We start from the raw sequence: 12,475 nt of genomic DNA on the forward strand, positions 1-12,475 counted from the left end.
GCCCAGTTCCGCCCTCGCCGATGCCTGCTCCCGGTCTCGTCATCTTCGACTGCGACGGCGTGCTCGTCGACAGCGAGTCGATCTCGGCGCGCGTGCTGTGGGAGTGCGTCAACGAGGCCGGCGTCGCGATGAGCGAGGCCGAGGTCGAGCGCGTCTACGTCGGCGCGACGCTGGCGGCGATCGAGCGCGACGTGCAGCTGCGCCGCGGCGCGCCGCTGCCCGACGGCTGGCTCGACGACTTCCTCGCCCGTCGCGCGGCGGCGTTCGAGGCCGAGCTGGAGCCGGTCGACGGCGCGCGTGAGACGGTCGAGGCGGTCCAGGCGCTCGGCTGGGAGACCTGCATCGCGTCCCAGGGCCGCGTGATCAAAATGAGGCAGACGCTCTTTTTGACTGGTCTTGCCGACCTCTTCCCGCCGGAGCGGATCTTCTCCGCGACGATGGTCTCGCGCCCGAAGCCGGCGCCCGACCTTTACGTCCACGCCGCCCGCTCCTGCGGTTGGGAGCCGGGCGACTGCATCGTCGTCGAGGACTCGCTCAGCGGCGTGCGCGGGGCGCGCGCGGCCGGCATGCGCGTGCTCGGCTACGTCGGCCGCTCCCGCCCCGAGGACGCGGCGATGACGCTCACCGCCGCCGGCGCCCAGCTCGTGCGTGACATGCGCGAGGTGCCGGGGCGTGTCGCGGCGTAGAGGCCGCAGACCGAGCAAGTGGCCGGATCCGCACGAGCGGCGGTTCGAGCCGGCGCGCAAGGGACCGGACTTCGAGCAGTGGTGGGAGGAGACGGGCTTTCGTGAGCTGCGGCAGCTGCTGCTGTGGCGCTGGGACCCGATCGGTGTCGCAGACATCGCATTTCCGTGGGCCGAGAACGAGTACGACCAATATGCGCGCGCCATCGCCGAGGAGCTGTACGACCGCACTCGCGCCGCCGAGCTGACCGCCCACCTGGAGTCGCTGGAGCTGCACGCCGTCAATCCGCGTGAGGGTGACGACGGCCGCGCGCGTCTGCGCGAGGTCGCCGAGCTGCTGGTCGCCTGGTACGACGAGTCGCGCGCCCACCACCGTGAGTTCGGCCCGCGCGATCCGCGCCCGCCCGACCTGCGCTGACACGCCCGCACCGACCGCTGCGGTTTGCAGCCGTCCGACCCGCATGCGAACATATGTTCGATGCGTTGGGACAACCTCACGATCACCGCCGACGAGGCGACTCGCCTGCCCGGCTACAGAGACGACGCCGTCGTGCGTCGCTTCGACGCACCCGAGGCGCTCGACATGCGCTTCTACGAGGTCCACTCCAGATCGGCCCTCAACCGCGTCCCGCCGCAGTCGCGGATGCCGTTCAGATGGACGATCAACCCGTACCGCGGCTGCTCGCATGCGTGCGTCTACTGCATGGATGGTGCGACGCCGATCCTGATGGCCGACGGCAGCACGCGGCCGCTGGCGGAGCTGCAGGTCGGAGACCGCATCTACGGCACCGAGCGGATCGGCCGCTACCGCCGCTACGTCGAGACCGAGGTGCGCGCCCACTGGTCGACGGTCAAGCCGGCCTATCGTGTCACGCTCGCCGACGGCACCGAGCTGGTCGCCAGCGCCGACCACCGCTTCCTCACCGGCCGCGGCTGGAAGTTCGTCAGCGACGAGCCCGGCCCCGGCCAGCGCCCGCACCTGACGACCAACGACGAGCTGCTGGGGTCGGACGGCGACGCGGCATTCGGCGCGGCGCTGAAGACGGGTGGGGCGCGGCGGGTCGTGAGCGTCGAGGCGCTGGGGCTGGAGCTGCCGCTGTACGACATCACGACCGGGACCGGCGACTTCATCGCGAACGGCGTCGTCAGCCACAACTGCTTCGCTCGGCCGACGCACAGATACCTCGACTTCGGACCCGGGCGGGACTTCGAGCGGGAGATCGTCGTGAAGGTGAACGCGCCGGAGGTGCTGCGGATCGAGCTGGCGCGGCCGGGGTGGAGGGGGGAGCACGTGGCGCTGGGGACGAACACCGACCCGTACCAGTGGGTCGAGGGGCGCTACAAGCTGATGCCGGGGATCTGGGAGGCGATGCGGGACTTCCGCAACCCCTGCTCGGTGCTGACGAAGTCGCCGCTGCTGCTGCGCGACCTGCCGCTGATGAAGGAGATCGCGGCGGTGACCGACTTCACCGCCTCGCTGTCGATCCCGACGCTCGACGAGAAGGCGTGGCGGGCGACCGAGCCGCACACGCCGCATCCGCGCGCGCGGCTGGAGGCGGTCGCGGAGCTGAATCGGCAGGGGATCCCGACCGGCGTGCTGATCGCGCCGCTGATGCCCGGGATCAACGACCAGCCGCACCAGGTCGAGCCGCTGCTGGCCGCCGCCGAGGAGGCCGGCGCGACCTCGATCGGCGGGCTCGCGCTGCACCTGCGCGGGGACGTGCGCGGCGTCTTCATGGACTGGCTGCGCGGCTCGCGGCCCGACCTGGTCGAGCGCTACGAGCGGCTCTACGCCCGCGGCGCCTACGCGCCGAGAGAGGAGCGGGCGCGGCTGGCCGGGCTCGTGCGCGGCCGCGGGCGGGCGGCGCCGACCTTCCGCCTGCGCGGGCGCTCGCCGCGCGCGCTGCCGGGCGCGGCTGAGGTCGCGCGCGAGGCCGAGCCGCAGCAGCTCGCCTTCGGCACGACCGCGAACGGCGGCCGTGACCATGGGCCGAGCGTCACGCGGCGGCCGTTGCGGCTGCGCGCGCCCGCCGTGCAGCAGTCGCTCTTCTGAGCCTGGCCGGCCGGCGCGTGGGGACGTGCCGGCCGGCGCCGGGGGCCTGAGCGATCGAACGGGAGGCCGTCGGCGGGCTGGGTATGGTGGAGCGGGATGTCGCCGAGGCAGATCAAGCGCTTCAAGAGCAGCCGCGAGAAGGCGCTCGAACGGATGCTGCAGACCCGCTCCCACGCCTGGGAGGAGGTCGGGCTCGCGCGCCAGCTGGGGCAGAGAGCGGTCAAGCGGGCGCGGCGGCAGGCGCTCGTGCTGCTGCCGCTGCTGGCCGGCGTGCTGGCGCTCTACTCCTACCGCGAGGACCTCTTCGGCAGCGGCTGGGAGACGCCGGTCAGAATCTTCACCGTCATCGCGCTGGTGATCCTCGGCTGGGCGTTCGCGCGTGACGTCGGCCGCGCGATCGCGCCCGACCTCTTCCGCCGCATGGATCCCGGCACCGCCGGCACCGTCGGCTTCCTGCTGCGGCTCACGACCGTCGCGATCTTCACCGTCGCGGCGCTGCGGATCGCCGGCATCCGGCCCGAGACGCTCGCGGTCGGCGGCGCCTTCACCGCCGTCGTCATCGGTCTCGCCGCGCAGCAGACGCTCGGCAACCTGATCGCCGGCACCGTCCTGCTCAGCGCCCGCCCGTTCCGCGTCGGTGAGAGGGTGCGCCTGCAGGCCGGCGGCATCGCCGGCACGCTCGAAGGCGTCGTCAGCTCGCTCGGCCTGCTCTACACGACGCTCGCGCACGGCGAGGACCGCATCATGGTCCCCAACAGCATCGTGCTCAGCGCCGCGATCGTGCCGCTGAAGGAGCCGGCCTCCGTCGACCTGCGCGCACGGCTGGACCTGACCGTCAAGCCGACGACCGTGCAGGAGCTGCTGGAGCAGGCGATCTCCGTCCCGCTGCGCAGCCGGCCCGACATCGGCGTCGAGGAGATCGACGGCGACGAGGTCGTGATGCGGATCCAGGCGACGCCCGAGCACTCCAGAGACGGCGCCCGGCTCGCCGACGAGATCCTGACCGCGATGGCGACGCTCACGCACGAGCACGCGCAAGCCCGCGCCGGCGCCCGCGAGAACGGGGCCGACGCGGGCTGAGGTTCGCTAGGCCAGCACGAACTGGCCGACGACCCGCTCCAGCTGCTGCGCGGAGTCGGCGAGGCCGTTGGCGGAGGCGGCCAGCTCCTGGCTCGACGCCGCCGTCTGCTGCACCGACGCCGACACCTGCTCGGTCGAGGCCGACGACTCCTCGGCGACCGCGACCACCTGCGCCATGTTCTCCTCCATCGAGGAGGCCGTCATCGAGATCTCCTCGACGGCCGACGCGATCTGGCCGATCCGCAGCGTCATGTCGTCGACGCTGGTGCCGATCCGCAGGAACGCGTCACGCGCCTGCTCGACGGTCGCGGCGCCGTCCTGCGTCTGCCGCGCGCCGGTCTCGACGACGTCGACGGCGCGACCGGTCTCACGCTGGATCTCGGAGATCAGGCCCGAGATCGAGCGGGCCGCCTGCTGCGACTCCTCCGCCAGCTTGCGGACCTCCTCGGCGACGACCGCGAAGCCGCGCCCCTGCTCGCCGGCGCGCGCCGCCTCGATCGCCGCGTTCAGCGCCAGCAGGTTGGTCTGCTCCGCGATCCCGGTGATCGTGTCGACGATGCCGCCGATCTGGTCGGACTTGGCGCCCAGCTCGCGGATCGTGTCGGTGACCGCGGCGGAGGACGACTGGACCGCCTGCATCGCGTCGGTCGCGAGCGCGATCGCGTTGGCGCCCTCGTCTGCGACCTGCCGCGCCTGCTCGGCCGCGACGGTCGTCTGCTCGGCGTTGCCGGCCGACTCGCGCGTCGCCGAGACGACGTGGTTGGTCAGCTCGCGTGCCCGCTCCAGCGCGTCGACCTGACGCTGCGCGCCGGAGGAGATCTCGCCGACCGCGCCCGCGATCTCGTCGATCGTGCCGCCGGTCGCAGCGGAGGCGGAGACGACCTGCTGGGAGGCGCCGGAGACGCTCGCCGCCTCACGGTCGATCTCGCGCACCATCCCGGCGACCTTGTCGCGCATCGCGTTGTAGCCGTCGACCGAGCTGTCGGCCTTCGCGAGCATGCGGTTGAAGATCGTCGCCAGACGACCCGGATCACCGCCGCCCGGAGCCTGCACCGGCTGCGTCGCCGTCGTCGCGTCGCGCGTGAGGTCGCCGCTGGCGACCGCGTCGAGCCCCTGCTCGAGATCGCTGAGGCCGCCGCGCTCGAGCTGCTCCATCCGCTTGACCAGCTGCTCCAGCGACGAGTGCTCGCCGAGCGCCTCGCGCAGCGTCGAGTTCATCTCCGCGAAGGCGACGCCGAGCGCGTCGCGCTCCGAGTGGGGGACGACCTCCTGCGACAGGTCGCCTCTGGCGATCCGCTGCGCGGCGCCGGCGGCCGATTCGAGGTAGGCGATCATCTCGCGGAAGGCGGCAGCCGTCTGGCCCAGCTCGTCGCTCGATCTGATCGTCAGCTGCTGCTCGACGTCGCCCTCGGCGATCCCTCTCGCCGCTCTCAGCATCTGCTTCAGGCCGCCGCCGATCCAGCGCGCGAACAGCCACGCCATCGCGATCGCGGCGACGACGCCGATGACGAGCAGGACGAAGATCAGGGTCGTGCCGGAGGAGACCGTGTCGGTCGCCGACTCGGCCCGCTGTCTGGAGTATCTGACGAGGATGTTGCTGGTGTCGCCGATCGTCAGGTGGGCGATCTCGAACGTTCTGTCGGAGGCGTCGCCGTTGACGGCCGCGTAGGCGGCGGCGATGTCGCCGCTGTCGGCGAGCTGTCTGTACGGCGCGCTCTGGTCGACGTACGCCTGCCACTGGGTCGCGAAGGTGTCGAGCGCTCTGCGCTCGGCGTCCGTCTGCGCGGCCGCTCTCGCGCCGCCCAGCATCTGCTGCATCCACTCGAGGCTGGCTCTGGCGTTTCTCGCCCACTTGGCGGCAGGCCGTCTCTCGCTGACCGCCGCGATGTAGTGGAGCTGGTTCTCGCGATACATGTGCAGCATCGCGTTCGCGTAGCCGATCGACTGCAGCGCCGGCACCGTGTTGGTGCTGAAGCGCTTCGTGTCGTCGCGCGTCTGGTTCATCTTCGAGATGCCGATCGCGCCGACCGCGGCGATCAGCACAGCGAGTACGAGGAAGCCGCCGAGCAGCTTCGTCCGCACATTGACCTTCAAGGGGGACCTCCTTGGCACGCGCACGCGGCCGTCCGTGACCGCTCGCCGGCGCGAACCCCTGTGGCACGCCGGCGTTCTAACTACCAGCAGTTTCGGCAGCTCTCGAACAAACTTGACCGCATCCGAACATTCGTCCGGTCGGCGCGCGGACGCGCCAGCAAGAGTCCGAAAAGCCCGCTATTGCTGAGGTGTGCCGCCGCGCTCGAAGCGCTCGCGGCGGACGGTCGCTCTCTTGCCCTTGACCGTGCTCGCACGCAGCGCCGCGATCACGCCGTCGGCCGCCTCCAGCGGCACCTCGACGAGCGAGAAGCGATCCTGGATCTCGATCGCGCCGATCTCGCGGCCGGTCAGCTGCGACTCGCCGGTGATCGCGCCGACGAGGTCCTGCGGGCGCATCCCGACTCTGCGGCCGAGGCCGACGTAGATGCGCGTCGTCGGGCCGCTCGGGCCGCGGTTGCCGCCGCGCGGGCCGCCGGGACCGCCGCCGCCCGGGCGCGGACCGCGGCCGTCGCCGTCGCGCCGCGGCGGGCGCTCCTTGAACGGCTTCTGCTGCGGCTCCGGGATCTCCTCCTCGTCACCGCCGCCGCCGAGCGCCTCGTGCGCGAGCTTGACGGCCGCGAGCGCGACCTCCATCACGTCGAACTCGTCGGTCAGCGTCTCGACGACGACGCGGAAGCGGTCGAGCCGGTCGTGCTCGCCGCCGGCGTCGTCGGTCAGCACCTCCGACAGGGCGGCGCGCGTCATCTCCAGCCTGCGCGCGTGCAGGTCGGCGACGGTCGGGATCTTCTGGATCTGGATCTTCGCTCTGGCGATCCGCTCGATCGACTTCAGGTAGCGGTGCTCGCGCGGCTCCGCGAGCGTGATCGCCGCACCCTCGCGCCCGGCGCGGCCGACGCGCCCGATGCGGTGGACGTACGACTCGGGGGAGGAGGGGACGTCGTAGTTGAAGACGTGCGTGAGCGTGTCGACGTCGAGGCCGCGGGCGGCGACGTCGGTCGCGACCAGCAGCTCGGCGGCGCCGGAGCGCAGGCGGTTCATGACGCGGTCGCGCTGCTCCTGCGTCATCCCTCCGTGGAGCGCCTCGGCGCGGTAGCCGCGGCCGTTGAGCGACTCGGTGAGCGTGTCGACCTCGTCACGCGTGCGGCAGAAGACGATCGCCGCCGTCGGCGACTCGACGTCGAGCACGCGGCCGAGCGCGGCCGGCTTGTGCGCCCGCGCGACGACGTAGGCGGTCTGCCGCACCAGCGGCGACTCGCCGGCCGGCGTCTCGCGCGCGATCTCGATCCGCACCGGCTCGGTCAGGTGCCGGCGCGCGATGCGGTCGATCCGCGGCGGCATCGTCGCCGAGAAGAGGACCGTCTGGGCCTCGTCGGGCGTCTGCTCGAGGATCGCCTCGATCTCGTCCGCGAAGCCCATGTCGAGCATCTCGTCGGCCTCGTCGAGCACGACCATCTCGAGCGCCCCCAGCGGCAGCGTGCCGCGCGAGATGTGGTCCTGCACGCGGCCGGGCGTGCCGACGACGACGTCGACGCCGCGCCGCAGCGCACCGAGCTGGCGGCCGATCGGCTGGCCGCCATAGATCGGCAGCACGCGTGCGCCGAGCGCCTTGCCGTAGCGGTGCAGCGCCTCCGACACCTGCACCGCCAGCTCGCGCGTCGGCACGAGCACGAGCGCGGCCGGCTCGACGGTCTGGCGGCCGGGCGACAGGCGCTCGAGGATCGGCAGCGCGAACGCCGCCGTCTTGCCGGTGCCGGTCGCCGCCTGGCCGAGCAGGTCGCGCCCCTCGACCAGCGGCGGGATCGCCTCGCGCTGGATCGGCGTCGGCTCCTCGTAGCCGAGTCTCGTGAGCGCGTCCAGCAGCTCGGCGCGAAGCTCGAGATCGGCGAATGAGGTGGGTGCGTCAGGGGCGGCGGGTGAAGTCATCACTCCCTATTGTCGCTGGGATCGCGCGTCGCTGCGGTGCGGCGGCGCGAGGGGGCTCTAGACGGCGGGTTCGGAGGCGAGCGCAGCGGCCACGATCTCGTCGAGCGGGACCCCTATCCCGGCGGCCACCTTGAGCTGCGTCAGCAGCGTCGGATTGACCTCGCCGCGCTCGATGTTGCCGAGGTAGACGCTGCTGAGTCCGGAGCGGGTGGCGACGGCGTCGCGCGTCAGCTCGTGCTGCTCGCGCAGGGTGCGGACCGCCTGCCCGAAGCGTTCGAGCATCGGGTCGCGATGGGGGCTGTCGAGGCGGCGCCGGTCGAGCGTTCGCGTGCCCATGTACGCACCGTATACCCCACCTGCAGGGATTGTCTGCAGGCTGACCGGAGTTATGGAGCTTGCGGGGTCTTTCCTCGTACCGCTTTCTGGCGCTTCGGCGTGTTCTGACAGGGTGTCAAGTCGATGGCCGGACGATCTCGACGCCGAGCTCGCGGAACGGCTCCAGCGCGGCGTCAGAGACGAACGCTCTCGCCTCCGTCGCGATGTGGGTGAGCGCGCTCGCCGGCGCGCTCTGGAACGGCGCAACGGTGTTGAGCTTGTCGGCGGAGGCGAGCGCGACGACGCGATCGGCCCGCTCGACCATCAGCCGCCGCACCTCTGCCTCCTCGTGGTACCGGCTGGAGATGCCGGTCGCGACGCTGACGCTCCAGACGCCGAGGAAGCAGACGTCGGCGGTGACGGTCTCGTAGGCGCGCAGCGTCTGCGCGCCGGTCGCGACCATCGCGCGGGCGTCGAGCGTCCCGCCGACGATCACGACCTCGATCCCGGGCCTGCTCGCGAGCGCGGCGGCGACGAGCGGGCTGTGCGTGACGACCGTGCCGCGCTGGTCGTGGGGGAGTGCCTCGACGAGCGCGAGCGCGGTCGTGCCGCCGTCGACGATCGCGATCGCGTCGTCGGCGAACAGCGGCGCGGCGGCGCGCGCGACCGCCTGCTTGCCGGCGACCTGCTGCCGCTCGCGGCCGGCGTAGCTGCCGGCGACCGGCGAGCGCGCGACCGCGCCACCGTGGACCCGCTGCAGCTCGCCCAGCTCCGACAGCTCCGCCAGGTCGCGCCGGACCGTGTGCCCGGAGACGCCGATCCGCTCGGGCAGCTCGGAGGCGACGAGGCGGCCGTCGCGGCGGAGCAGGTCGAGGATGCGGCGGTGGCGCTCCTGCTTCAGCATCGCGGCGCCTCGGGAGCGGGTGACGCAGCCTCGCGGGCGGGCGCCGAGGGCGCAGACGCGAGCGCGGCGGCCGCCCATTGCAGCAGGATGATCGTCTTGCCGTCGACGATCTGGCCGCGCTCGACGGCGGCGAGCGCAGCGGCCAGCGACAGCTCGACGACCTCGATCTGCTCGCCCTCGTCGGCGACGCCGCCGCCCGCGGAGACGCGGTCGCCGGCGCGATAGGGGGCGGCGAAGAAGGCGACCCGCTCGGTCACCGAGCCGGGGCTCATGAACAGCTCGAACAGCGGCGTGACGGCGCCGACGCGGACGCCGGTCTCCTCCTCGGCCTCGCGCCGGATCGCCTGCTCGGGCGCGTCGCCGTCGAGCAGGCCGGCCGGCGCCTCCAGCAGCATCCCGTCGGGGTGGCCGTTGACGAACGCCGGGTAGCGGAACTGGCGCACGAGCAGGACGGTCAGCGCGTCGGGCTCGTAGAGCAGGATCGTCGCGCCGTTGCCGCGGTCGTAGGTCTCGCGCGTCTGCCGCGTCCAGCGCCCGTCGGGGCCGCGCAGCTCCAGCTCGGTGCGGCGCAGCTGCGACCAGTCGTCGCACAGCAGCGTCGACTCAACGATGCGCACATACGCACTGGTCGGCATCATCTGCGCACCTGCGCATCCGGCAGCTCAGCGACGTCGCGGACGACGGCGGCGCCGTGCCCGCGCGCGATCGCGACCATCTCGTCGGCGCCCGCCGACGGACCGCCGATCCGCAGGACCGCGTCGCAGCGGGCGACGAGCCGCCGCGCGAGCGGATGGAAGATCGCGTCGAATGCGGGGGAGCCGGGGGCGTCAGACGCGACGGACGCAGCGGACGCGGGTGCGCCAGACGCGGCGATGGCGCCGGACTTGGCGGACGCGGGGCCGGCGGCGGACGCGGCGGCGACGCGGATCAGCGGGAGCGCGAGCGCTTCGCCGGTCACGGGCAGGTGGCCGCGGCGGAAGACCTCCAGCGCCGCCTCGTGCATCGCCCGCTCGTTCGCGGCCAGCTTCGCGGGGTCGTCGCCGGTGCCGGAGCGATACGGCCCGGCGATCAGGACCATCTGGGTCAACGCGGCTCCTTCTGTCGTGCGCAGATGTGCGCAGACTAGCGCAAGTGCGCATAACTGCGCGTTTGGCTAGCCGAACGCGGTCCAGCGCTGGTCGCCGAAGCTGTCCAGGTCCGCAGAGAGGATGCCGGCGTCGGAGAAGGCCAGCACGCGTCTGCCCATCACGAGCGTGCGGGTGATGGTGCCGGCGCCGTAGCCGTAGAGGTCGCCGCCGCGGCCGCTGCCGTCGTCGCCGCCGGGGCTCCGGAGGATCCCCGCTTGGCGCAGGCCGGAGGCGCGCGTGATGCGGAAGCCGACCGCGCCCGCGACCGTGCCGTCAGCCCCGAGGCCCTGTGACGGCACGACCGCCAGCCGCGTCTTCGGCCAGTAGAGGAAGGCGTGGTGGTCCCACTCGACCGTCGAGGACCAGCCCGGCAGCGGCGCGGCCGCGAGCCGGCGCGGGTGCTTCAGGTCCGAGACGTCGAACAGCGACACCTGGCCGCCGACCCGCCGGCCCTGGTCGTTCGCGTCGGCGCCGACGCCGAGCAGCAGGTCCTCGCCGACCGGGTGCAGGTAGGCCGAGTAGCCGGGGATTCTCAGCTCGCCCAGCAGCTTCGGGCTGCGCGGGTCCGAGAGGTCGATCGTGTGCAGCGGATCGACCTGTCTGAACGTCACCACGTAGCCGACGTCGCCGATGAAGCGGACGCCGTAGAGCCGCTCGCCGACGCCGAGGCCGGCGAGCCGCCCGAGCTGGACGAGCGCGCCGTCGCGCTGCGTCAACGTCGTCACCACGCTCTCGCTCGGCTTGCCGCTGCGCCAGTCGGCGGCGACGTTGCTCGCGACCCGCAGCACGCCGGCCTGCGCCGACAGCGACCACTGGCTCAGCAGCGAGCCGTCGACGCGACCGCTGGCGCGGTAGCCGGTCGCGCCCGCTCTGTCGGTCTCGAAGGCGTGCACGGCCGTCCACGACCCGCCGGAGGAGACGGAGCTGTTGGCGGGCGCGTCGGCCGGCAGCGAGCTGTCGTAGACGGCCGAGCTGGCGACGTAGAGCGTGTCGCCGGTCGCGTAGACGGTGCCGACGTTGGCCATCAGCGCGTCGGAGTCGATCGGCACGAGGCTGCGCGCCGGGTCGATCGTCAGCACGGTCATCAGGCCGAGCCCGGCGTAGGTCGCGGGGCGCGAGATCTGTCTGCAGTCGGCGACCGAGCGCGTCGCGACCCGGCCGGTGCGGCGGTTGCGAACCCGCAGCGACGGGACCCAACCGGCGACCTCGCCGCGCTCGTCGAGGTTCGAGATCGCGTCCGGGTAGGAGGAGACGACCAGCCGCAGCAGCCCGTTCGCGCCGCGCGCCGCCTCCAGCGAGCCGTCGATCCGCAGGTTCCGGACGATCCGCGGGCGGCCCGGCAGGCTCACGTCCAGCTCGGTCAGCAGCGTCTGCGCGTCGCCGCCGTAGGGCGCTGGGACGAGCGCCGCGCGGGCGCGGCCGGAGGTCGTCGGTCCCGCGGCGGCTCCGCGGGTCGACGGCGCGGGTGCGGGCGCGGTCTGCGGCAGCGGCTGCGGCGTCGTCGGCTGGGGCGTGGGCGTCGGCGTCCCGATCGGCGTGGTCGCGGTGCGCGCGATCACGAGCACGCGATCTCTGCCGCTCTGCAGCAGCTGGTGGTCCCAGCCCTCCAGCCGCAGCGTCCCGAGCACGCGCGCGCTCGCCGAGCGGCCGTCGACGTCGACGAAGCGGCTGCCGGCGATCGCGAAGACGCGGCGGCCGTCGGTCTTGACCGTGTCCGGCTCGTCGACGCCGGCCTCCTGCACGTTCGTGGTCGAGAAGTCGGGCTCCTCGGCGCCCTCGGCGCTGCCGCCGCCGGCATCGGGCGCGGCGGCCTGCGGTGCGACGGTCGGGATCGGCATCGACGGGTCGTAGACGACCGGTCTCGGCGCATGCGCCTGTGACCACGCGAGCAGCTCCTCGCACGAGCCGAAGCTGGTCAGCGTCGTCGCCGGGTCGGGCGCGGCGGCCGCCGGCCCGGCGCTCGCGAGCGCTGCACCGGTCAGTGCCAGCGCGAGCGCGGCTCCCGCGCGCGCGGTGCGTCCGTTCGTCGTCACCGTCGTCCCCTCGTCCTCGTTCGTCGTCGGATCGGTCGTTCGCGACGCTACAACGAAGGCGTCGCCGCGTTGTTGCGCGGAGGGCGGCGCGAGGAGAATCGCCCAACCGCCCACAGAAGCACGGCGGGTTGACGTGGACACGGTTGACAGCAACGCACCGGCAGGAGGAGGATCGCCCGATGCGCCTTCGCCTCGCGCCCGCCGCCGCGCCCGCCCGCGCCGCCGCGCTCGCGCCCGCCCGCGCCGCCCGCCTCGCACGCGCC

Annotated in this window: 11 protein-coding genes; 4 read left to right on the forward strand and 7 right to left on the reverse strand. The window is 73.1% G+C overall.

The window, feature by feature from the left end:
• Window positions 1–20: 20 nt before the first annotated feature.
• From Q7L73_RS02145 to Q7L73_RS02160, 4 genes are all read left to right on the forward strand, one after another.
• Window positions 21–686 carry an HAD family phosphatase gene (locus tag Q7L73_RS02145; RefSeq protein ID WP_304693484.1) on the forward strand — a complete coding sequence of 222 codons (666 nt, stop codon included), beginning with the start codon at window positions 21–23 and terminating at the stop codon, window positions 684–686.
• Window positions 673–1,101 (forward strand): hypothetical protein, encoded by a 429-nt coding sequence (locus Q7L73_RS02150; protein WP_304693482.1) that lies wholly within the window; start codon window positions 673–675, stop codon window positions 1,099–1,101. Before Q7L73_RS02145 ends, Q7L73_RS02150 begins: the two co-directional genes overlap by 14 nt.
• A 60-nt stretch (window positions 1,102–1,161) precedes the next feature.
• Window positions 1,162–2,736 carry a hypothetical protein gene (locus Q7L73_RS02155; RefSeq protein ID WP_304693480.1) on the forward strand — a complete coding sequence of 525 codons (1,575 nt, stop codon included), beginning with the start codon at window positions 1,162–1,164 and terminating at the stop codon, window positions 2,734–2,736.
• A gap of 96 nt (window positions 2,737–2,832) precedes the next feature.
• The gene (locus Q7L73_RS02160; protein ID WP_304693478.1) at window positions 2,833–3,816 is read left to right on the forward strand and encodes a mechanosensitive ion channel family protein; all 984 of its coding nucleotides are present in this window, start codon (window positions 2,833–2,835) and stop codon (window positions 3,814–3,816) included.
• A 6-nt stretch (window positions 3,817–3,822) separates the two neighbouring features.
• Here the strand turns inward: Q7L73_RS02160 and Q7L73_RS02165 are convergent, their stop codons facing one another.
• The 7 genes from Q7L73_RS02165 to Q7L73_RS02195 all read right to left on the reverse strand — a co-directional run bounded on the left by Q7L73_RS02165 (window position 3,823) and on the right by Q7L73_RS02195 (window position 12,212).
• Window positions 3,823–5,910, reverse strand: a complete 2,088-nt coding sequence (locus Q7L73_RS02165) for a methyl-accepting chemotaxis protein (RefSeq protein ID WP_304693476.1) — start codon at window positions 5,908–5,910, stop codon at window positions 3,823–3,825.
• Between the two features lie 177 nt (window positions 5,911–6,087).
• Entirely contained in the window at window positions 6,088–7,833 is a 1,746-nt protein-coding gene (locus Q7L73_RS02170) for a DEAD/DEAH box helicase (protein ID WP_304693474.1), read from the reverse strand.
• 57 nt (window positions 7,834–7,890) lie between these two features.
• On the reverse strand, window positions 7,891–8,169 hold the full coding sequence (locus Q7L73_RS02175; RefSeq protein WP_304693472.1) for a helix-turn-helix transcriptional regulator: 279 nt from the start codon (window positions 8,167–8,169) through the stop codon (window positions 7,891–7,893).
• Window positions 8,170–8,284: 115 nt separating this feature from the next.
• Window positions 8,285–9,052 carry a DeoR/GlpR family DNA-binding transcription regulator gene (locus Q7L73_RS02180; protein WP_304693470.1) on the reverse strand — a complete coding sequence of 256 codons (768 nt, stop codon included), beginning with the start codon at window positions 9,050–9,052 and terminating at the stop codon, window positions 8,285–8,287.
• A complete protein-coding gene (locus tag Q7L73_RS02185; protein WP_370552436.1) occupies window positions 9,046–9,690 on the reverse strand; it encodes an NUDIX domain-containing protein in 645 nt (214 codons plus the stop codon). Before Q7L73_RS02185 ends, Q7L73_RS02180 begins: the two co-directional genes overlap by 7 nt.
• Entirely contained in the window at window positions 9,687–10,130 is a 444-nt protein-coding gene (locus Q7L73_RS02190) for a DUF4406 domain-containing protein (RefSeq protein ID WP_370552438.1), read from the reverse strand. Before Q7L73_RS02190 ends, Q7L73_RS02185 begins: the two co-directional genes overlap by 4 nt.
• A gap of 75 nt (window positions 10,131–10,205) precedes the next feature.
• The gene (locus Q7L73_RS02195; RefSeq protein ID WP_304693465.1) at window positions 10,206–12,212 is read right to left on the reverse strand and encodes a beta-propeller domain-containing protein; all 2,007 of its coding nucleotides are present in this window, start codon (window positions 12,210–12,212) and stop codon (window positions 10,206–10,208) included.
• Between the last annotated feature and the right edge of the window lie 263 nt (window positions 12,213–12,475).

This window comes from Conexibacter sp. CPCC 205762 (genome assembly GCF_030646155.1).
Taxonomy (GTDB): Bacteria; Actinomycetota; Thermoleophilia; order Solirubrobacterales; family Solirubrobacteraceae; genus Conexibacter.